The organism is Actinomadura rugatobispora, from assembly GCF_055379765.1.
Genome location: NZ_AP029191.1, coordinates 3,231,495 through 3,249,492, shown reverse-complemented (window position 1 = coordinate 3,249,492; position 17,998 = coordinate 3,231,495). Strand labels below are relative to the sequence as shown.

General features: G+C 71.3%; 24 protein-coding genes and 1 pseudogene. 14 read left to right on the top strand and 11 right to left on the bottom strand.

What is annotated here, in order from left to right:
- Positions 1-2: 2 nt before the first annotated feature.
- The 6 genes and pseudogenes from ACZ466_RS13685 to ACZ466_RS13660 all read left to right on the top strand — a co-directional run.
- Entirely contained in the window at positions 3-932 is a 930-nt protein-coding gene (locus ACZ466_RS13685) for an ABC transporter permease (RefSeq protein ID WP_378280823.1), read from the top strand.
- A 14-nt stretch (positions 933-946) separates the two neighbouring features.
- Positions 947-1,906 (top strand): ABC transporter permease, encoded by a 960-nt coding sequence (locus ACZ466_RS13680; protein WP_378280824.1) that lies wholly within the window; start codon positions 947-949, stop codon positions 1,904-1,906.
- Complete coding sequence (locus tag ACZ466_RS13675) at positions 1,903-2,898, top strand: ABC transporter ATP-binding protein (RefSeq protein ID WP_378280825.1); 996 nt, start codon at positions 1,903-1,905, stop codon at positions 2,896-2,898. Before ACZ466_RS13680 ends, ACZ466_RS13675 begins: the two co-directional genes overlap by 4 nt.
- The gene (locus ACZ466_RS13670) at positions 2,891-3,880 is read left to right on the top strand and encodes an ABC transporter ATP-binding protein (RefSeq protein ID WP_378280826.1); all 990 of its coding nucleotides are present in this window, start codon (positions 2,891-2,893) and stop codon (positions 3,878-3,880) included. The genes ACZ466_RS13675 and ACZ466_RS13670 overlap by 8 nt, the downstream gene beginning before the upstream one ends.
- A gap of 240 nt (positions 3,881-4,120) precedes the next feature.
- Positions 4,121-4,351 (top strand): hypothetical protein, encoded by a 231-nt coding sequence (locus ACZ466_RS13665; protein WP_378280827.1) that lies wholly within the window; start codon positions 4,121-4,123, stop codon positions 4,349-4,351.
- Positions 4,329-4,484 (top strand): annotated as a pseudogene (locus tag ACZ466_RS13660) (dipeptide/oligopeptide/nickel ABC transporter ATP-binding protein); the annotation flags it as partial. The gene ACZ466_RS13665 and the pseudogene ACZ466_RS13660, both read left to right, overlap by 23 nt.
- Before the next feature lie 173 nt (positions 4,485-4,657).
- On the opposite strand, the gene ACZ466_RS13655 reads toward ACZ466_RS13660, so the two are convergent.
- Genes ACZ466_RS13655 through ACZ466_RS13645 form a run of 3 tightly spaced genes read right to left on the bottom strand, consistent with a single transcriptional unit; the run spans position 4,658 to position 5,467 of the window.
- The gene (locus ACZ466_RS13655) at positions 4,658-4,912 is read right to left on the bottom strand and encodes a hypothetical protein (RefSeq protein ID WP_378280858.1); all 255 of its coding nucleotides are present in this window, start codon (positions 4,910-4,912) and stop codon (positions 4,658-4,660) included.
- Positions 4,909-5,223, bottom strand: coding sequence for a hypothetical protein (locus ACZ466_RS13650; RefSeq protein ID WP_378280828.1), 315 nt, complete (start codon positions 5,221-5,223; stop codon positions 4,909-4,911). The genes ACZ466_RS13655 and ACZ466_RS13650 overlap by 4 nt, the downstream gene beginning before the upstream one ends.
- A gap of 4 nt (positions 5,224-5,227) precedes the next feature.
- Complete coding sequence (locus ACZ466_RS13645) at positions 5,228-5,467, bottom strand: hypothetical protein (protein ID WP_378280829.1); 240 nt, start codon at positions 5,465-5,467, stop codon at positions 5,228-5,230.
- Positions 5,468-5,635: 168 nt separating this feature from the next.
- On the opposite strand from ACZ466_RS13645, the gene ACZ466_RS13640 reads away from it, so the two are divergent.
- The 3 genes from ACZ466_RS13640 to ACZ466_RS13630 are packed head-to-tail and all read left to right on the top strand — an operon-like array spanning position 5,636 to position 7,006.
- The gene (locus tag ACZ466_RS13640) at positions 5,636-6,460 is read left to right on the top strand and encodes a helix-turn-helix domain-containing protein (RefSeq protein WP_378280830.1); all 825 of its coding nucleotides are present in this window, start codon (positions 5,636-5,638) and stop codon (positions 6,458-6,460) included.
- Entirely contained in the window at positions 6,457-6,666 is a 210-nt protein-coding gene (locus ACZ466_RS13635; RefSeq protein WP_378280831.1) for a DUF397 domain-containing protein, read from the top strand. Before ACZ466_RS13640 ends, ACZ466_RS13635 begins: the two co-directional genes overlap by 4 nt.
- A 55-nt stretch (positions 6,667-6,721) precedes the next feature.
- On the top strand, positions 6,722-7,006 hold the full coding sequence (locus tag ACZ466_RS13630; RefSeq protein ID WP_378280832.1) for a DUF397 domain-containing protein: 285 nt from the start codon (positions 6,722-6,724) through the stop codon (positions 7,004-7,006).
- Positions 7,007-7,280: 274 nt separating this feature from the next.
- On the opposite strand, the gene ACZ466_RS13625 is transcribed toward ACZ466_RS13630, so the two are convergent.
- The 6 genes from ACZ466_RS13625 to ACZ466_RS13600 form a co-directional block, all read right to left on the bottom strand.
- Positions 7,281-7,736: a hypothetical protein gene (locus ACZ466_RS13625; protein ID WP_378280833.1), complete on the bottom strand. Its 456-nt coding sequence runs from the start codon at positions 7,734-7,736 to the stop codon at positions 7,281-7,283.
- Positions 7,737-8,125: 389 nt separating this feature from the next.
- Positions 8,126-8,458 carry a helix-turn-helix domain-containing protein gene (locus tag ACZ466_RS13620; protein ID WP_378280834.1) on the bottom strand — a complete coding sequence of 111 codons (333 nt, stop codon included), beginning with the start codon at positions 8,456-8,458 and terminating at the stop codon, positions 8,126-8,128.
- A gap of 139 nt (positions 8,459-8,597) precedes the next feature.
- Positions 8,598-8,990 (bottom strand): hypothetical protein, encoded by a 393-nt coding sequence (locus ACZ466_RS13615; RefSeq protein ID WP_378280835.1) that lies wholly within the window; start codon positions 8,988-8,990, stop codon positions 8,598-8,600.
- Between the two features lie 78 nt (positions 8,991-9,068).
- Complete coding sequence (locus ACZ466_RS13610; protein WP_378280836.1) at positions 9,069-10,052, bottom strand: 2-hydroxyacid dehydrogenase; 984 nt, start codon at positions 10,050-10,052, stop codon at positions 9,069-9,071.
- Positions 10,049-11,371, bottom strand: coding sequence for a glucarate dehydratase family protein (locus ACZ466_RS13605; protein WP_378280837.1), 1,323 nt, complete (start codon positions 11,369-11,371; stop codon positions 10,049-10,051). The genes ACZ466_RS13610 and ACZ466_RS13605 overlap by 4 nt, the downstream gene beginning before the upstream one ends.
- Positions 11,372-11,510: 139 nt before the next feature.
- On the bottom strand, positions 11,511-12,344 hold the full coding sequence (locus ACZ466_RS13600) for an IclR family transcriptional regulator (RefSeq protein WP_378280838.1): 834 nt from the start codon (positions 12,342-12,344) through the stop codon (positions 11,511-11,513).
- Positions 12,345-12,487: 143 nt separating this feature from the next.
- Between ACZ466_RS13600 and ACZ466_RS13595 the strand changes: the two genes are divergently transcribed.
- Positions 12,488-13,309, top strand: coding sequence for a hypothetical protein (locus ACZ466_RS13595; RefSeq protein WP_378280839.1), 822 nt, complete (start codon positions 12,488-12,490; stop codon positions 13,307-13,309).
- A 43-nt stretch (positions 13,310-13,352) separates the two neighbouring features.
- Here the strand turns inward: ACZ466_RS13595 and ACZ466_RS13590 are convergent, their stop codons facing one another.
- Entirely contained in the window at positions 13,353-14,084 is a 732-nt protein-coding gene (locus ACZ466_RS13590; RefSeq protein ID WP_378280840.1) for a choice-of-anchor P family protein, read from the bottom strand.
- Positions 14,085-14,167: 83 nt separating this feature from the next.
- On the bottom strand, positions 14,168-14,953 hold the full coding sequence (locus ACZ466_RS13585; protein WP_378280841.1) for a L,D-transpeptidase: 786 nt from the start codon (positions 14,951-14,953) through the stop codon (positions 14,168-14,170).
- Between the two features lie 191 nt (positions 14,954-15,144).
- Here ACZ466_RS13585 and ACZ466_RS13580 point away from each other — a divergent pair, with 191 nt between their 5' ends.
- Genes ACZ466_RS13580 through ACZ466_RS13565 form a run of 4 tightly spaced genes read left to right on the top strand, consistent with a single transcriptional unit; the run spans position 15,145 to position 17,991 of the window.
- Positions 15,145-15,636 (top strand): phage holin family protein, encoded by a 492-nt coding sequence (locus ACZ466_RS13580; protein ID WP_378280842.1) that lies wholly within the window; start codon positions 15,145-15,147, stop codon positions 15,634-15,636.
- Positions 15,633-16,724 (top strand): DUF3618 domain-containing protein, encoded by a 1,092-nt coding sequence (locus ACZ466_RS13575; protein WP_378280843.1) that lies wholly within the window; start codon positions 15,633-15,635, stop codon positions 16,722-16,724. Before ACZ466_RS13580 ends, ACZ466_RS13575 begins: the two co-directional genes overlap by 4 nt.
- On the top strand, positions 16,721-16,981 hold the full coding sequence (locus ACZ466_RS13570) for a DUF4235 domain-containing protein (RefSeq protein WP_378280857.1): 261 nt from the start codon (positions 16,721-16,723) through the stop codon (positions 16,979-16,981). Before ACZ466_RS13575 ends, ACZ466_RS13570 begins: the two co-directional genes overlap by 4 nt.
- An 8-nt stretch (positions 16,982-16,989) precedes the next feature.
- Positions 16,990-17,991 (top strand): YihY/virulence factor BrkB family protein, encoded by a 1,002-nt coding sequence (locus ACZ466_RS13565; protein WP_378280844.1) that lies wholly within the window; start codon positions 16,990-16,992, stop codon positions 17,989-17,991.
- Positions 17,992-17,998 lie beyond the last annotated feature (7 nt).

Sequence of the window (17,998 nt, the reverse complement as noted above, 5' to 3'; positions counted from 1 at the left end):
GGATGCTGACCTTCGTCCGCAAGCGCGTGGTCTCCAGCGCGCTTCCCCTGGTCGTGGTGATCCTGGGCGTGTTCTGCCTGGCCCGGCTCACCGGCGACCCGGCCAAGCTGTACCTGCCGCTCAGCGCCACCCCGCAGATGCGGGAGGACTTCCTGGCCCGCAACGGGTTCGACCGGCCGCTGTGGGAGCAGCTGCTGGACTACCTCGGCGGGGTGTTCACGCTCGACTTCGGCGAGTCGCTCCGCACCGGGCAGGACGCGGCCGGGATGGCGCTGCGCGCCTTCCCCGCCACCCTCCAGCTCGCCGGGGCGACCATGCTGCTGGCCATCATCGGCGCGGTGATCATCGGCAGCTGGGCCGCCTACAAGCCCAACTCGCTCGCCGACCGGCTCTCCGGCTTCCTGTCCATGACCGCCGCCAGCATGCCCGACTTCTGGTTCGCGATCATGGGCGTGCTGGTCTTCGCGGTCACGCTGGGCTGGCTGCCCACCTCCGGCGTCGTCGGCGGCCCCGAGGTGTGGGTGCTGCCGCTGCTCACGCTGCTGATCCGCCCGTTCGGCGTGCTGGTGCAGGTGGTGCGCGGCTCGATGGTGTCGGCGCTGTCGGCGCCGTACGTGAAGGTCGCGCGGAGCAAGGGGGCCAGCGAGCCCCGGGTGGTGTTCGGGCACGCGCTGCGCAATGCCGCCCCGCCCGCCCTGACCGTCGCCGGGGACCTCACGGTCGGCCTGGTGAACGGCGCCGTGGTGGTCGAGACGATCTTCGGCTGGCCGGGCATCGGCAAGCTGATGATCGACTCCATCCTGCAGCGCGACTTCGCCGTCCTGCAGGCGGCCGTCCTGGTCACCGCGGTGACGATCTTCGCGCTCAACATCCTCATCGACCTCGTCCACGCGCTCCTGGACGCCCGCGTCCGGCAGCCCGTCGCGGCATGAAAGAAGGTGACGTCATGACGGCGACCCTCGACACCGCGGCGAAGCCCGCGGGCGCCGCGCCGCCGCGCCGCGTCCGGTGGTGGAAGCTGCTGCTGCGCGACCGGGTGGCCACGGCCGCCGCCGCCGTGCTGCTGCTGGTGGTGCTGGCCACCACCGTCGGCCGGATCCTCATCGGCGACCTCGACACCCGGCAGAACCTGCGCGCCACCAACACCCCGCCGTTCAGCCTCGACCACGGCTGGGAGTTCATCCTCGGCAGCGACGCCCTCGGCCGCAGCGTCCTGGCCCGGCTGATCGTCGCGGGCGGCACCACCCTGTCGGTCGCCGTCCCGGCCGTGCTGATCTCGCTGGTCGTCGGCGGGGCCTGGGGCATGTGGGCGGGCTACCACCGCGGCTGGCGCGAGAACGTGTCGATGCGGATCGCCGACATCATCCTCAGCTTCCCGTCGCTGCTGATGGCCGTGGTGGTGCTGTACATCTTCTCGCCCAGCGCCGCCAACATCGTCGCGGTGCTCGCGATCGCCCGCATCCCGGTCTACCTGCGCACCGCCCGCGCCGAGGCGGCCGAGCTGCGCGGGCGGCTGTTCGTGGACGCGGCGCGCACGTTCGGCACCCGGTCCGGGGCGGTGATCGTCCGGCACATCGCGCCGGTCGTCGCCCCGACCCTGCTGACCGTCGCCACCGTCGACTTCTGCTTCGTCATGCTGGCCGAGTCGTCGCTGAGCTTCCTCGGCATCGGCATCCAGCCCCCCGACGTCAGCTGGGGGCTGATGGTCGCGCAGGGCCGCCAGTACCTGCAGACCGCCTGGTGGACGGCCGTGTTCCCGGGCGTCGCCATCGTCGTCACCACGGTCTCGGCCACCCTGCTGGCCGCCTGGTTCCGGCTGGCCACCGACCCCGCCCAGCGCTGGCGGCTGGCCCTGCCCCGCGGCCGCCGCGGCCGCCGGTCCGCCCTCCCGGAGGTGCCCCAGTGACTTCTTCCACCACCGCTCCGGCCCTGGAGGTCGAGGGCCTGTCCGTCGACCTGCGCACCCAGCACGGCACGGTGCGCGCCGTCGACGGCGCCGGCTTCGCGGTGCGGTCGGGGGAGACCCTGGCGCTGCTCGGCGAGTCCGGCTGCGGCAAGTCCATGACCGCGCAGGCGATCGTCGGCCTGCTCGACCCGGTCGCGAGCGTGACCGGCGGCGCGGTCCGCCTCGCCGGCGACGACATCCTGAAAATGGACCGCGCCGCCCGCCGCAAGATCGCCGGCCCCCGGCTGTCGATCGTGTTCCAGGACGCGCTGACCGCCCTCAACCCGGTGCAGACCGTCGGCGCCCAGCTCGCCGAGCCGTTCCGGATCCACCGCAAACTGTCGCGCCGCGCCGCGCTCGCCAAGGCCGCCGAGCTGATGGAACGGGTCGGCATCCCCGACCCGAAAGCACGCCTGTCGGCCTACCCGCACCAGTTCTCCGGCGGCATGCGGCAGCGCCTTCTCATCGCGATGGCCGTCGCCCTGGACCCCGACGTGCTCCTGGCCGACGAGCCGACCACCGCGCTGGACGTGACCGTCCAGGCGCAGATCATGGAGCTGCTGCGGGAGCTGCGCACCGAACGGGACATGGCCGTCGTCCTCATCACCCACGACCTGGCCGTCGTGGCCGAGCACGCCGACCACGTCGCGGTCATGTACGCGGGACGGGTCGTGGAGACCGGCCCGGTCGCCGAGGTCTTCGCCGACCCCCGCCACCCGTACACGCGCGGGCTGCTGGAGTCCGTCCCGGCGAAGGTCGGGCGCGGCGAGGAACTGCACTCGATCAAGGGCGGGCCGCCGGAGCTGCACGCCATCCCGAAGGGGTGCGCGTTCCAGGCCCGCTGCCCGGCGGTCGAGGACGTGTGCCGCACCGAACGCCCCGGCCTAGCGGTCACCGCGCCGCGCCGCGCCGCCGCCTGCCACTTCGCGAACAAGGAGCCGGCCCATGCCTGACCTCCCCACCAATGTGATCGAGGCGCGGGGCGTGGCCAAGACGTTCCACGTCCCGAAGAACAAGGACGGCAAGAACCGGCTGCGCGCCCTCGACGGCATCGACCTCACCCTAGGGCGCGGCGAGACCCTCGGCCTGGTCGGCGAGTCCGGCTGCGGCAAGTCCACGCTGGCCCGCGTCCTGCTGATGCTGGAGCGCCCGGACGAGGGCACGCTCAGCTTCGACGGCGTCGACCCGTTCACCCTCAAGGGCAAGGAGTTGCTGGCCTGGCGGCGCCGCGTCCAGATGGTCTTCCAGGACCCGTTCGCCTCCCTCAACCCGAGGATGACCGCGGCCGAGATCATCGCCGAGCCGTGGCGGACCCACAAGGACGTGCTGCCGTCCCGCCAGGACCGGCAGGCACGCGTCAAGGAACTGCTCGACCTGGTCGGGCTGCGCCCCGGGGACGCCGACCGCTACCCGCAGGAGTTCTCCGGTGGCCAGCGGCAGCGCATCGGCATAGCCCGCGCGCTGGCGCTCAACCCCGAGGTGATCGTCTGCGACGAGCCGGTGTCGGCGCTGGACCTGTCGGTGCAGGCCCAGGTGCTCAACCTGCTGGACGAGCTGCAGCGCGAGCTCGGCGTGTCGTACGTGTTCATCTCGCACGACCTGTCGGTGGTCCGGCACGTCGCCGACCGGGTCGCGGTGATGTACCTGGGCCGGATCGTGGAGTACGGCACGGCCGAGGAGGTCTTCGAGTCGCCGCGCCACCCGTACACGGCGGCGCTCCTGTCGGCCGCGCCCGAACTGGGCGACAGCCGACGGAAGCGGATCCTGCTGGAGGGCGAGGTCCCCTCACCCCTGGACCCGCCGTCCGGCTGCCGCTTCCGCACCCGCTGCTGGAAAGCGGCGGACAAGTGCGCCACGACCGTCCCGACCGCCCCCGAAGCCGACGCCCACCAGGCCGCCTGCCACTTCCCCCTGGCCCCGGCCGCCAGCCGATGATCGCGACCCCTCGGCCTTGACCGGCCGGGGGGCCGCCCAGTTGCCAGCTTGGCCCAGAACCCTCAGGGGTGGTGATCCGCCTTCCCTCCGGGCCGGGGAAGGCGTTGACGCCAGGTAACTGCCTGCTCACGGGTTGGTCGGCTAGGTCACGCCTTCGGATGCCTTGCCGGGCGGAGCCGGTGGGGCAAGGCTGGGGCCATGCCCGTGCCTGGTGCCTTCGGGCACACAAGGAGGATGACGATGGCTCTAGAGTTCCTGGGCGCGGACCCGACGTCGGAGGTAGGAGGGTCCCCGTCCGTATGGCGCGACACGGAGACAGGTGACTACGTCCTGCGCGGGTGGGTCATCTCCGATTCGGAGACCCGCGCACAGATCGGGCAGGACCCGGCGGGCGAGATCAGCATCCGGTTCCCGCAGCGCATGATGCAGTTCTTCCCGGAGGTGGACAGTGGCGGCGGAACCGACGTTTGACGACGTCTGTGGCCGTCCGGGCCGCGGCCCGTACACGGGGGCGCTGCTGTCGGCTGCCCCGGAGTTGGGCACCGCGGACGACCGGCGGGAGCGGATCCTGCTGGAGGGCGAGGTGCCCTCGCCGCTGGACTCGCCGTCCGGCTGCCGCTTCCGCACGCGCTGCTGGAAGGCGTCGGACAAGTGCGCCACGGGTGCCGGTCGCCCCCGAAGCCGACGCCCGCCAGGCCGCCTGCCACTCCCCGCTGGAGCCGGCCGTCAGCACCTGAGGGACGGCACGGCCGATGCCCATCGGCCGTGCCGTCATGCTCAGTCCCGGAGGGCCAGCACCCGCGCGATGGACGCGAGTGCCGTAGGAATGTCGTCGGCGCGACAGATGCGCTCACCCCACGACCACAGCAGCCAGCACACGCCGTCGCGGTCGCGTTCCGCGCCGATGTCCTCGACCAGACGCGCGGCCCCCGTTCGGCCGACGTGCAACGCGGTGGGGTGCTCGATGAGCCGGACGGTGTAGTCCCCGGTGGCTTCCAGAGCTTCACCGAGACGCTGTAGGTAGGGGGTCACCCGCCCACCCCGCCGAGTTCGCGCTCGATCGCCTTGACCGCCCCCGTGATGTCGTCCGCCGGAGCGATCGCCGTGCCGTCGGCCGACCGCACGAACCACCATGCGCCGTCGCGGAAGTCGCACCCGATGGCGAACGTCCGGCGCGGCGACCCGAGGTCCAGCCACGTCACGCCGCGCCGCTCGACGAGCCCGCACCCGATGCCGGGGCGCGCCTCGACGGCCGCCCGCAACTCGTTCAGGTGCTCGCGCCGGTCGTTGTGCGGCCTGGGCGTGCTGATGGTCGCCGCGTGCCGTCCCCTGGCGAAGCTCATTCCCTCACCTCTCTCGCTCGCTGCCGTTCCGTGCGCGCTCGGCTTCTTCGACCAGCGCCGCACGCAACGCCTCCGCTGTCGGACACATCACGGTCGGATCGACCCCCGCACGCGGATCGTGCAATGTCGCGACCCATTCACCGAGAAGCCCGTCACGACGAACCGACCGCCAAATTCGATAACCACCGAAATCAGCACGAAGCCGGGCAAGCTCCCAATCCTCGGGATGCGTGCGCGTGTCCATCACGGGCCCCTTCCGGCCTGGTCGCCTGCGTGAATCTCGTGGTAAGCGTCACAGCTCCGGACTACGCTCAGCTACATAGCGAGCACCCCCCGAACACCCCCCGAACCACCCCCCCCACGAGGGATGAGAACCGCCCCTGATCCGTCCGCGACGCACTCTGGAGCCGTGATGCCACAGAACCAAGGCGACTTCACGCGAGACCCGCTCATTCGCGCATTCGGCGCGGTCCTTCGCGCCCATCGTGAAGCCGCAGGGCTTTCACGCCCTCAGCTCGCCGAGTCGCTTGGCTGCAAGCCCGGATGGATCGAGAAGATGGAGACCGGAACGAAGCCGTCCATTCTCTCGGCGATCGATCTCGATACGTTCTTCCAGATCAAAGAGAAGACGTTTCAGACGATGGCCGAGGAGATCGAGCAGACCGGAAAGCACACTGCCCCGCCGCCCGGGTTCAAGGAGTACGCGAAACGGGAAGCGAAGGCGAGCGAGATCAGGGGGTTCAGCGGCCTGCTGATCAACGGGCTGTTCCAGTCGGAGGGCTACGCCCGTACGATCTTGGAATCGATCGAGCATGGCGCCGACATCGATACTGCCCTGGCCGAGCGCATGGAACGCAAGGCGATCCTCGCCGGTGACGCCCCGCCGCGCGTCTGGCACACCCTCGACGAAGGGGCGTTGCGCCGGATCGTGGGCAGCAGGGAGATCATGCGTGAGCAGTTGCAGGCTCTTCTCGACGTGTCCGAGCACCCGCGAGCGATGATCCAGGTCGTTCCCCTCAGCGCGGGATATCACGCGGGGCTCGGTGGCGAATTCACCATTCTCGGATTCGAGGGCGGCGCGAGCACCGGCTACACCGAGTCGGCCGGAGTCGGGGTCCTGATCGAGCAGCCCGCCGGAGTCGCGGGGCTCCAGGTACGGTATGACTTGCTCAAGGGTCACGCGCTACCCGTCGGGGAGTCGCGTGCCTTGATCAGGACCGTGATGGAGGAGATATGAGCACGATGGACCTGGCGGCCGCTCAGTGGCGCAAGAGCAGCCGCAGCGACCATCAGGGCGGACAATGCGTCGAGGTCGCAGGGATCGCCCCCGTGATCGCGGTGCGGGACTCCAAAAACCCCGACGGCCCTAAACTGATCCTCGATGCTGCCGACTGGCGTGCGCTTACGCGTCAGATCAAGGCGAGCGAGCACGACCTGGCCTGACGGCCCCGCAGGGGGTCATATGGGACTGGAACTCGTCCGATATCAGGAGAGTCGCATGAACACGGACCTCTCGGTCGCCCGGTGGCGGAAGTCCAGCCGAAGCGACGAGCACGGTGGGTCGTGCGTGCAGGTCGCAGGGGTCGACCCCATGGACGCTCAGTGGCGCAAGAGCAGTCGCAGCGGTGGCCAGGGGGGCGAGTGTGTAGAGATCGCCAACCTCGCCTTCGTCATCGCTGTTCGGGACAGCAAGGACCCGGAGTGTCCCAAGCTGATCCTCGATGCTGCCGACTGGCGTGCGCTCGCGCGCCGGATCAAGGCGTGCGAGCACGACCTGGCCTGATCCCCCACCCTCCCGGCGAGCCCTCGGCCTGTGCCCCAGGTCGGGGGCTCTTTTTAGCGGATGGCGTGGAGGGGGGCGGTTCTCGGTCAGGGCTGTGAGGTTGGCGGCGATGTCGTGGCTGCGGCGCTCGAACGTCTTGGTCGTGTGACCGGAGTTGTGCGGCGTCAGCACGACGCTCTCCAGCTTCTCGAAGGGCATCGTGCTGCCGCCGCGGGCCTTGCCGTCGGTGGCGAGGCATGCCGGGGAGTGCGGCCCATCGGCTTCTCCGTCCGCATCACTTCTGCCGGGCGAAGAACTCGTTCGCATCGGGAAGGAACATGAACACCACGGCAGGGATGGTCAAGCACCAGCTGATCAACTGAAGGAGGCCCATCATGATGCCGAAGTCGCCTCCGGAGAAGTAGGTGCCGAGGTCGCCGAGGCGGATCACCAGGCCCAGCACCGCCAATACAGCCAGAGTGATTCGCGCCCAGTTCTTGCCTTTGCGCATCTTGGAGACGAACCAGAACCAGAGGGCGAGAAGCATCGACCCGAGAAACAGGCCACCGATCAAAGCACCCTGGACAAGGTCCCGATCTTCTGCGGTGAGGCCGTCTTCGCGGAGAGCGTTGTCCACCAGGGTGTCCATGAACATCAGGCTGACCAGGGCACCGATCAACCCGACGACGATGCCGGCGATCCAGAGTTTGAAGGAGGTCTCCACAGACTTCGACTCGGATTCGGTAGTCATACGTGACACCGTGCCGAGAACGCTCTCGCTCGCAACATAAGGTTTGTTGGGCTGCTTCCCGCCGGGCTGGGGCCAGGGTCGGGCTGCGAGACGGGACGGGCCGCACGGTAGCCGCGTTAGCCGCGCCGCGTGGCATAGAGGCGGTCGGCCCAGGTAAGTCGGTCATCGCCAACGTCTGAGAGGAATCCGGCGTTGACCTGTTGGAGAGAATTTGGTTCGGTGAATTCCTGCAGAGCAGTTCAGGCCCTGATCCCCGGCGCAGGGTGCGGACCCTGCCGCCGTGGGCTCCTGGACGGCACGTTGATCTGGAACCGGCGGTACTTGCTCCACGCGTTCCGCGAGTCCATCCCGCAGGCTTGAGGTGGACGGCCAAGGTACGGCGTGCGCGGTCAGGCGACCCGCCAGGTGCGGTCGCCGAGGGTGGCGACGAGGTCGAGGTGGCCGCCGAGGGCGGCGACGTAGTCGCGTACGACCTCGATGCCGGATACCTCACCATGCTCGATCTTGGAGATGCGGGCTTGGCTGACGCCGAGGAGGTCGGCGAGTTCGGCTTGAGTGACTCCAGCGGCCTTACGGATCTCCGCGAGTTGGAATCCACGGACGTAAGCTTCGCGCCGTTCACGGGCTGCGGTTTCTCCGGCGGCGCGTTCGGCATCACTGCGCGGGCCGAGGGCAGCCGCTTTCGCCTTGACACCGGACCACGTGCCGTATCCGGTACCCATCACCCCTCCTGTTCTTCTTTGAGCGCGATCAGATGCTCGGTGGGCCGGGGCGGCCTGGGGAACGAAAACGCCGTCGTGCCGCCACCTTCACCGACGCCCAGCCACGAACAAGAGAACCCGATCAATGACCGCTCTGCGCTTAATCGAGTGCATCGCCCTGGCCAAGCGCCGTGCGGACGGCCAGGCGTCCAGCTCGCCGGAAGCCGCGTTCGCCGGAATCGACTTCGTGCCAACGGGCGTCAGTAAGCGCGACCTGAACGGCCAAAGCGTCGGGGCCTGCCTGCGGCAGCGGCTTCTCCCACTCGTAGTCGACGTCGCCGAGCAGTTCACGTCTGATGCCGTCGGCCACGGCCTCGGCGAACTCGGGTGGAAGATCCGCCTCGTCGACAAGATTGACGAAGTCGAATTCGGTCACGCCGTCCGGCAATGGTTCGAAGTCGACGGTGATGACGGCGAACGGCCCGCAGGCTCCGATGTTCTTGATGTAGCGGACGTGCACATCGCGCACCGCATCCACGAACAGGCTGGCCATCGACGTCCTTCTTCCACTCACTACAGCGCGATGAAGACCCTGTCCCGAACGGGCAGGGTTACCGCGCTTGCACCGAGGCTAACCGGTCTTACCCCGGAAAAGGACGACGTTGTGGAGGGGGCGGTTCTCGGCCAGGGCTGTGAGGTTGGCGGCGATGTCGCGGGCTCGGCGCTCGAATGTCTCGGTCGTGTGACCGGAGTTGTGGGGTGTCAGGACGACGTTCTCGAGCTTGTCGAACGGCATCGTGCTGCCGCCGCGGGCTTTGCCGTCGGTGGGCCACCACACGTCGATGCCCGCTCCGGCGATGCGGTCGGCGGCGAGCGCTTCGTAGAGGGCGTGCTCGTCGATGACCGGGCCGCGTGCCACGTTGATCAGGAGCGCGGTGGGACGCATCAGGTTCAGCTCGGCGGCGCCGATCATGCCCCGGGTGTGCTCGTTCAGCGGGACGGTCACCACGACGATGTCCGAGGTCGCGAGGAGTTCGGGCAGCTGGTCGGAGGGCAGGACGCGGTCTAGGTGGAGGCCGTCTTCCAGGGGTGAGGCCGGGTCACGTCGTGTCGCTTGGACGCGCAGGCCGAACGCCTGCGCGAGGCGCGCCACCTCGCGTCCTGTTTCACCTAGGCCGAGGAGCCCTAGTGTTCGTCCGGCCAAGGTGTCGCCCAGGGGGAGAGCGGGGTCTGCGGAGACCGACTCCCAGACACCCTTACGCACCAGCCGGTCGCGCCGCAGCACCTTCCGGGACAGCATGAGCGCGACCATCACGACGTGCTCGGCGATGGAGCGGCCGTGGTGGAAGGTGTTGCAGACGGCTGTGCCGGGCGGGAGCGCGTCCAGGGCGATGCGCTCGTATCCGGCCCCGGTGCACTGGACGAGCCGCAGGCCCGGCCCGGCGGCGCGGGCCATGTCCTCGGTTAGGCGAGAGCAGACGATTATCTCGGTGCCGGGCAGGGCGGCGAGGAGCTCCTCCTCGGGGAGATCGGCGGCGAGTACGATTTCGTGCCCGCCGCCTTGCAGGATCGGCGCGAAGCGGGCGGTGATCGGGTCGGTGACCAGGACCTTCACCAGCGGGGCTTCTTCAGTTCGTAGGAGGGGTCGACGCGCTTCATGTAGCCGGTGTCGTCGCGGTCGCGGATTCCGCACTTCACGTACTGCTCGTGCAGTGCGGCCAGCCGGTCGCGGTCGAGTGTGACGCCGAGGCCGGGCGCGGTCGGGACGGCCAGGGCCCCCTCGCTGAACATCAGCGCGCCGTCGGCGATGACGTCCTCGCCCGGGTCCTTCCACGGCCAGTGGGTGTCGCAGGCGTAGGTGAGGGCCGGGGACGCGGCCGCCAGGTGCGTCATCGCGGCCAGGCTGATGCCGAGATGGGAGTTGGAGTGCATCGACAGTCCGAGCCCGAATGTCTCGCAGATCCCGGCGAGCAGGCGCGACCGGGTGAGGCCGCCCCAGAAGTGGTGGTCGGACAGCACGACCCCGACCGCGTCCCGCTTCACGGCGGGCTCGATGTCGGCGAAGCTCACCACGCACATGTTGGTGGCCAGCGGCATCGGCACCTTCCGCGCGACCTCGGCCATCCCCTCGACGCCCTCGGTCGGGTCCTCCAGGTACTCCAGGACGCCGTCCAGCTCCTGCCCGACCCGGATGGACGTCTCGACCGTCCAGGCGCCGTTCGGGTCGATGCGGAGGGGGTGGTCGGGGAACGCGGCGCGCAGGGCCCGGATCGCGGCGATCTCCTCGTCCGGCGGGAACACCCCGCCCTTCAGCTTGATCGCGGAGAAGCCGTAGCCGTCGATCATGCGGCGGGCCTGGGCGACGATGCCGTCGGGGTCGAGGGCGGCGCCCCAGGCGTCCGGCTCCTGGCCGGGGTGAGCGTCCCACTTGTAGAACAGGTACGCCGAGTAGTCGACCCGGTCGCGGACGGCGCCGCCGAGCAGCGCGCTGACCGGCAGCCCGACCGCCTGCCCCTGGATGTCCAGGCAGGCCACCTCGAACGGGGAGAGCACGGCGTCGGCGGTGCTGCTGTTGGTGACCATCCCGGCCATGCCGTGCCCGCCCGTCCCGGTGTCGCCGGCCAGGCTCGCCCGGACGCCGCGGGCCAGCGCGTTGAGGTCCCAGACGTCAGTGCCGGTGATCTCCTCGGCGGCGCGGCGCAGCCGGGCCAGGTGGGCGGTGTCGGCGTAGGTCTCGCCGAGGCCGGTGAGGCCCTCGTCGGTGCGGACCTCGACGATCGCGCGGATGGCGTACGGCTCGTGCACGCCCACGGTGTTGAGCAGCGGCAGGTCGCGGAACGCGACCGGGGTGACCGTGATCGCGGCGATCCGCTGGCGGGTCCGCGGTCCGGGAGCGGCGGCCTCGGGTGACGGATTCGGGGGCGGCTTGGGCATGGGGGCGGCACCTCACAACACCGATCGGCTCCAATGTCCGGCTACGTTAGCAGACTGCGTTTTTATATGTAGACGACGGTCCGGTATGTGGGCATGACGGAACCCCGGGCCGCGTGACCCGGGTTTCGGCCGTCCGGGGTCAGACTTCCCAGGAGTCCTCGGTGATCGGCGGGGCGCTCCGCTCGATCCGCTCCCGCGCCTCCCGCATCGCCGCGACGATCTCGGCCTCCCGCTCCGGGGTCAGCCGGGCCATCGGCACCGAGCAGCTGATCGCGTCCCGGGGCGGGCGGCCCTCCGGCGCGTACCGCAGCGCGAAACCGAAGCAGTGCAGGCCGAGGCTGTTCTCCTCGACGTCGACCGCGTGGCCGCGCTCCCGCGTCCGCTCCAGGTCGGCGTCCAGCGCGCCCCGGTCGGTGATAGTGCGGGCGGTCGAGGCGACCAGCTCCGCCGGCACGTGCCGGTCGAGTTCCCCGCCGTCCCGCTCGGCCAGTAGCGCCTTGCCCAGCGCCGTGCAGAACGCGGGCAGCCGCCGGCCCACCCGGCTGTAGGGGCGCAGGTACTGGCTCGACTCGCGGGTGGCCAGGTAGACCACGTCGAACCCGTCCAGCCGCCCGAAGTGGAAGGTCTCGTCGAGCTTCTCGCCCAGCTCGTCCAGCACCGGCTTGACGATCCGCAGGTGCGGGTCGGTGTCCAGGTAGCTGGTGCCGACCAGCAGCGCGCGGATGCCGATCCCGTACATCGTCCCGGAGGCGTCGGTGCGCACCCAGCCGTGCTTGGTGAGCGTGCGCAGCAGCGCGTACAGGCTGCTGCGCGGCACGTTCAGCGCCTCGGTGAGCTCGCGCAGCCGGGCGGGGCGGTTCTGCCGGGACGCCAGCAGCTCCAGCAGCTCCAGGGTCCGCGCCGCGGACTTGACCTCGCGCACGCCGGAGGTCCTGTCGTCGATGCCCGGTGACTCGTCGGACGAAGCGGCCATGGTGCGGGCCTCCAGAGATCCAGCGGAACGGATACTTGGGACGTGGTGGATGGAACCCGTTATAGAGCCGGGGGTCGCGCCAGCCTAATAGATGGGGAGGCGCTGTCTACATTCGGAGAAGCTCCGGAGGAGGGTGGGACACGATGGACGATCTTCCGGGCGGAGGGGTTCGGTTCGAGGTCCACGATCCCGCGCCGCCGCGGCTCCGGGTCGAGATCGCGGCGCCCGGCCGGTTCTGGCTCCGTCAGGACGACCGTCCCGTGCTGCTCGCCCACGTCGAACGCTCGCACTACGGCGTGCACTACATGCGCCTGGACGGCCACACCCCCGTACTGCCGCCCCTGACCGCAGCCGAGGCGCGCAGGGAGCCCTCCTGGCCGCACCACTACGTCACCTGGCTCGCCCAGGGACCCGGCCCCCTGCACCCCGGATGGTGGACGCTCCAACCCTGGCGCCCGCCCGGTCCACTGGAACTGGCGGCCGAGCACCCGTCGGGCTATCTGGACTGGTTCGCGGGCTGGAACGGGATCGTCCCCCTGCGTCCTCTGCCCGAGCCCGGGAACGGCCGCGTCAAGGCCCACCGCAAGCTCGTCCGGGACGGCCTGCTGCCGCCGATCCTGCTCTGGTGGGTCAGCGGCCTGGACGGCTGGGTCCTCCTGGACGGACACGCCCGCCTCGCCGCCGCCCTGGCCGAGGACACGATTCCGCCCGCCCTGGCCCTCGCCCTGGGGCCGTCCCCGTCCCAGGTGGACGAGATGGTGGAGTACGCGCAGCGCGGCCAAGCCCTGGTCGAGGCCCAACTCGACAAGGAAAGTGCCAGGCGCGCAAAGCAATGGCACTTCGCCGACGTGTACGCGGGCATCCCCGGGGAGAGGCTGCGCACCCGCGCGTGGCCCCTGCCCGAAGGCGGCTCCGAAGCCTGGCAACGGGCCGCACCGCCGGGCTGGCCACCGCCCGACGACTGAAAAGGGGCCCGCGCCGGACGGCGCGGGCCCCTCGAACCGAACGTCAGCCGGTCACCGGCAGGTCACCCGGAACGGGCGTCGGCGCCGGGGCCTGGCCGGGCGGGGTCGCCGACGGCGGGGTGGACGGCGACGGCGCCGGCTGCTCCGGCTTGCCCGGGTCCGACGGGCCGTCCGCGCCCTTGCCGCAGGTGGCCGAGGCGATGCTGATGGTCTCGGTCTTGCCCGGGCCGAGCGGTAGCGTCAGCTCGATCGCGGTCACGTTGAGGCGGCCGTCGGGGGTGCGGGTCTGCTTGTTCAGCACCAGCGAGGCCGTGCCCAGCGTGTCCAGGTTCACCGACACGCCGCTGTTGGGCTTCGCCGCCGCATTGATCGTCTTGCCGTTCAGCTGCACCTTCACCAGCTGGGACCGGCCCTCGCCCTTCACGCACTTGGCGGTGACCAGGCTGGCCGTCAGGTGCGCCTTGGGCACCTTCAGGTCGACGACCGACGCGCGGGCGTGCGCCTTCCCGGCGGAGGCGTTCAGCACCCGGGCCTGCAGCACCGGGTTGGCCGGCACTTCGGCGACGCTGCGGCTCAGCGTGGACGGGCCGGCGGAGGTCACCGACGGGGTCGCCGGGATGGCCACCGGACCGGACGCGGCGAGGGCGAACGCCTGGCTGGGCGGGGTGGTGGCCTGGGCGGACGGCAGCGCCCCCGCCAGTGGCAGGGCTCCGGCCAGCGGCAGGACGGCGGCGCCGGCGATCACGGCGGCACGGGCAAGGTGCTTCACGCGCATGCATGTCTCCTTCGACAGGGGGCGGAGGGCCCCCGAGGGATGGGTAAAGCGGGGCGTTGCAGCGGGGAGGGCGGGGAGTCCCGTCAGTCGACGATCTCGACCGGGGTGCCGAGCGGAGCCTTGGACAGCCGGGTCAGCGCGTCCGCGGGCACCCGGACGCACCCGTGCGTGACGGCCTTGCCGAACACGTCCTTCTTCGGCCACCCGTGGAAGGCGACCGTCCCGGGGCCGCCGCCGAAGGTGTCCAGGGTGTCCGAGTGGGCGCCGACCGGAAGGATCAGCGGGCTGTAGGTGGCCTTCGGCGGAGCCAGCAGCGCCATCAGGAACGTCCGCCCCGTCGGGGTGGGCGTCTTGGCCTCGCCGACCGCGACCGTCCACGAGCCGACCTTGCGGCCCGACTCGGTGAGCGTCAGAAGGCGGTCGCTCACGTCGACCTTGACCGCGTGGGTGCTGCGCGCGGTCTCCACCTTGTCGGCCGCGCCGGGGATCCAGCCGGTGACGCGGTTGGGCCGGCTGGGCAGCAGGACCCGGTTCCACCCAGGCTTGCTCTCCACGACCGGCACCCACGTGGGCCCGCCCAGCTGCTTGTCCGGCAGCGTCGCCAGCGCGGGCCCGCCCGGCTGCGCCGACACGGGGAGCGGCGCCTTCGGGCGGACCACGGTGCCGTCGGTCTTGCCGAACGGCTCCTGGTCCTGCGGCAGACCCTTCAGGGTCGTGTACGTGGTGGCCTCCGGCAGTTTCCCGCCGCCCCCTTGGGGGCCGGCGCCGGACGCGGTGGTCGTCTTCTCACCCCCGCCGCATCCGGCCGCGAGCACGGCCGCGGCCGAGGCGGCCGTGGCGGCCACCGTGATCCTGCGTACAGGCGTCATCTCCAGCCCTTTCTCTCCCGCCGAGCCTTTCTGTGCCGACACATACGCACGAGGTGCGACGGGGGTTGCACGCTTCTCAAGAACTCTTCAAAGCGGCCCCCACGGGTTTAGGGCGGGTACAGGGGGAACGGGCTGAAAAGGTCCCGGATAACGCGCCGACCTCGGGCAAGACCACGGGAGGGGCTGGTTCGATGAGCACGGTACGGCCGCAGGAGAGCGGCGAGCGGACGGCCGGAGACACCGTCTACACGGCGCCCGCGCAACGCGTCCCCGAAGACGCGCCCGTCAGGGCCGCCCGCGGAGGCGAGGGCGTGGGCGAACTGGTGTCCCGCGCCAGCCAGCAGGTCTCCGAGCTGGTCCGGGCCGAACTGCGCCTGGCCGTGATGGAGCTCAAGGACAAGGGCAAGCACGCCGGAACCGGCGCCGGTCTGTACGGCGGCGCCGGACTGGTCGCCTTGTACGGCGTCGGCGCGCTCATCGCCGCGGTGATCGCGGCGCTGGCACTGGTGCTGCCGGTGTGGGCCAGCGCGCTCATCGTCGGCGCGGTCCTGCTGGTGATCGCGGCGGTGCTGGCGGCGATGGGCCGCAGCCAGACCAAGCGGGCCGTCCCGCCCAAACCCGAACAGGCCATGGACAGCGCGCGCCGCGATGTGGCGGAGATCAAGGAAAGGGCCCACCGATGACCCAGCAGCGCTCGCGTGACGCGGCCGCGCCGCCGTCCCCTGCCGGCCACCGTGCGCCGTCGGGGACCGAGGAACTGCGCGCCGAGATCGAGCAGACCCGCCGCGACCTGGGCGACACGGTGGAGGCCCTGGCGGCCAAGACCGACGTCAAGGCCCGTGCCAGGGAAACCGCGGACCGCATGAGGACGGACATGTCCGCCCGCGCCCGCCGGATGACGCGCCGAACCGGCCCAGGGGAGGATGCCGGTACCGCCGGAAAGGGCACGGCGGGCCGCCGGGCCGGCGCCGTCGCCGTGGGCGCGGCGGGCATCGCGGTCACCGTCCTGGTCGTCCGGCGGAGCCAGGCCCGGCAGCCTTCGCCGTGGCAGCGCATGATGACGACGCGCGGCCGCCGAAGCCTTGCCACCCGCGCCCGCGCCGCCGCCTTGGCCGCCATGGGCGCGATGGCGGCCAAGGGCGCCCTGTCCACCCGGGCAGGCCGCAGGGGCGGAAAGCATCGCATGGGCGCCTACATGGGGCGCTCGTCCACACACGCCCGCACGGGCGGTCGGCGCGGCACTCGCATGGGCGCGATGCCGAGCATGGCTTGGCGGGCTTACAGGGCGCGCCCACACACACGCGGTCGCGCCCGCACAGGCGGCCCGTTCGGTATGAGCGGGCGCGCTTACATGGGGCGGCCGTACACGTGGGCGCGTGCGCGCACGGGCGGCCCGTTTGGAGGCGCCCGCACGGGCGGTCGGCGCGGTATGCGCGGTGCTCGCATGAGCGCGATGCCAGGCATGGCTCAGATGGGATGGCCGTACATGCGCGGCGGCGCCCGCGCGGGCGGTCGGCGCGGTATGCGCGGCGGTCGCATGGGCGCGATGCCGGTCATGGCCGGGCGGGCTCAGAAGGGACGGCCGTACACGCGCGGCGGCGCCCGTATGAGCGGGCCGTTCGTCGTGAGGGGCGGCGGCGCGATGCCCGGCATGGGCGGGCGTGCCCGTACGGGCGGCCTGCCGGGCATGGCGGAGCGCATGCGCCGCAACCGGCGGCTGCGCGCCATGCTGGCGGGCAGGGCCCGCACCCGAGGCGGCCGGTGGCGATGACGCTGCTCTACAAGCCGCTGTCGCTGCTGATCAGCATGCTCGGCGGCATGCTCGCGGGCGTGGCGTTCAAGCAGCTGTGGAAGGTGGCCTCGGGGAAGGACGACGCTCCCGACGCGGACGACTTCGACCGCACCTGGCGCGAGGTCCTCGTCGCCGCCGCCGTTCAGGGCGCCGTCTTCGGCCTGGTCAAGGCGGCCACCCAGCGTGCGGGGGCGCGCGGCCTGCGCAGGCTGACCGGCCGGTGGCCCGGCGACTGAGCGCGCCGATGGCCGCCGGGAGGCTGCACGGTCCGCGGCTCTGGCGGCGGCACCGCGCGGGTGACGCCGGTACCGAGACCCCGGCCGGTACGTGGCCCGAGTCGTGGTGGGACGCGGGCAGGCGGACGCTGGGCGAGTTCAAGAAGGACGAGCTGAGCGACCGGGCCGCCGCGCTCACCTACTACAGCGTCCTGTCGATCTTCCCCGCGATGCTGGTGATCGTGTCGCTGGTGGGGCTGGGCGGCCGGTCGGTGTCGCAGTCCCTGCTCTCCAACGTGGGCGATCTGGCGCCGGGCGCGGTCCGCCAGGTGCTGGTGACCGCGCTGGACGAGCTCCAGGGGAGCCGCGGCAGCGCCGGCGTGGTCGCCGTGGTGAGCCTGGTCGCCGCGCTGTGGTCGGCCTCGGGGTACGTCGCCGCGTTCATGCGAGCGTCCAACGTCGTCTACGACGTCCCGGAGGGGCGGCCGATCTGGAAGACGCTGCCGATCCGCGTCGCGGTCACGGTGGTCACGCTGGTGCTGCTGGCCGCCTCGGCCATCGCGGTGGTGGTGTCCGGGCCGCTGGCGCAGCGGGCCGGTGACGCTCTGGGTCTGGGCGCGACCGCCGTGGCGGTCTGGAACGTCGCCAAGTGGCCGGTGCTGCCGGTGGTGGCCGCGTTCCTGGTCTCGCTGCTGTACTGGGCGGCTCCGAACGCCCGGCACGGGTTCCGCTGGGTGACGCCGGGCGGGGTCCTGGCGATCGTGCTGTGGCTGGCCGCGTCGGCCGGGTTCGCGTTCTACGTGTCGGGGTTCGCCTCGTACAACAAGACCTACGGCAGCCTCGCCGGGGTGATCGTCTTCCTGGTGTGGCTGTGGATCACCAACATCGCCATCCTGCTGGGCTGCGAGCTGAACGCCGAGCTGGAGCGGGGCCGTGCCATGGCCGCCGGTCATCCGGCCGGGGACGAGCCGTACGTGGAGCCGCGCGACACCCGCACCCTCGGCAAAGGGGGCGGACCCGAGGCGGCCTGACCCGGGC

Bases quoted from the DNA above. Each gene is read 5' to 3' on its own strand.
- ACZ466_RS13640 (WP_378280830.1), top strand. From the start codon at position 5,636: ATGCCACAGAACCAAGGCGACTTCACGCGAGACCCGCTCATTCGCGCA.
- ACZ466_RS13595 (WP_378280839.1), top strand. From the start codon at position 12,488: ATGGACGATCTTCCGGGCGGAGGGGTTCGGTTCGAGGTCCACGATCCC.
- ACZ466_RS13590 (WP_378280840.1), bottom strand. From the start codon at position 14,084: ATGCGCGTGAAGCACCTTGCCCGTGCCGCCGTGATCGCCGGCGCCGCC.
- ACZ466_RS13570 (WP_378280857.1), top strand. From the start codon at position 16,721: ATGACGCTGCTCTACAAGCCGCTGTCGCTGCTGATCAGCATGCTCGGC.
- ACZ466_RS13615 (WP_378280835.1), bottom strand. From the start codon at position 8,990: ATGGCCAGCCTGTTCGTGGATGCGGTGCGCGATGTGCACGTCCGCTAC.
- ACZ466_RS13645 (WP_378280829.1), bottom strand. From the start codon at position 5,467: ATGGACACGCGCACGCATCCCGAGGATTGGGAGCTTGCCCGGCTTCGT.
- ACZ466_RS13670 (WP_378280826.1), top strand. From the start codon at position 2,891: ATGCCTGACCTCCCCACCAATGTGATCGAGGCGCGGGGCGTGGCCAAG.
- ACZ466_RS13585 (WP_378280841.1), bottom strand. From the start codon at position 14,953: ATGACGCCTGTACGCAGGATCACGGTGGCCGCCACGGCCGCCTCGGCC.
- ACZ466_RS13680 (WP_378280824.1), top strand. From the start codon at position 947: ATGACGGCGACCCTCGACACCGCGGCGAAGCCCGCGGGCGCCGCGCCG.
- ACZ466_RS13685 (WP_378280823.1), top strand. From the start codon at position 3: ATGCTGACCTTCGTCCGCAAGCGCGTGGTCTCCAGCGCGCTTCCCCTG.
- ACZ466_RS13575 (WP_378280843.1), top strand. From the start codon at position 15,633: ATGACCCAGCAGCGCTCGCGTGACGCGGCCGCGCCGCCGTCCCCTGCC.
- ACZ466_RS13635 (WP_378280831.1), top strand. From the start codon at position 6,457: ATGAGCACGATGGACCTGGCGGCCGCTCAGTGGCGCAAGAGCAGCCGC.
- ACZ466_RS13620 (WP_378280834.1), bottom strand. From the start codon at position 8,458: ATGGGTACCGGATACGGCACGTGGTCCGGTGTCAAGGCGAAAGCGGCT.
- ACZ466_RS13665 (WP_378280827.1), top strand. From the start codon at position 4,121: ATGGCTCTAGAGTTCCTGGGCGCGGACCCGACGTCGGAGGTAGGAGGG.
- ACZ466_RS13625 (WP_378280833.1), bottom strand. From the start codon at position 7,736: ATGACTACCGAATCCGAGTCGAAGTCTGTGGAGACCTCCTTCAAACTC.
- ACZ466_RS13630 (WP_378280832.1), top strand. From the start codon at position 6,722: ATGAACACGGACCTCTCGGTCGCCCGGTGGCGGAAGTCCAGCCGAAGC.
- ACZ466_RS13580 (WP_378280842.1), top strand. From the start codon at position 15,145: ATGAGCACGGTACGGCCGCAGGAGAGCGGCGAGCGGACGGCCGGAGAC.
- ACZ466_RS13605 (WP_378280837.1), bottom strand. From the start codon at position 11,371: ATGCCCAAGCCGCCCCCGAATCCGTCACCCGAGGCCGCCGCTCCCGGA.
- ACZ466_RS13565 (WP_378280844.1), top strand. From the start codon at position 16,990: ATGGCCGCCGGGAGGCTGCACGGTCCGCGGCTCTGGCGGCGGCACCGC.
- ACZ466_RS13600 (WP_378280838.1), bottom strand. From the start codon at position 12,344: ATGGCCGCTTCGTCCGACGAGTCACCGGGCATCGACGACAGGACCTCC.
- ACZ466_RS13650 (WP_378280828.1), bottom strand. From the start codon at position 5,223: ATGAGCTTCGCCAGGGGACGGCACGCGGCGACCATCAGCACGCCCAGG.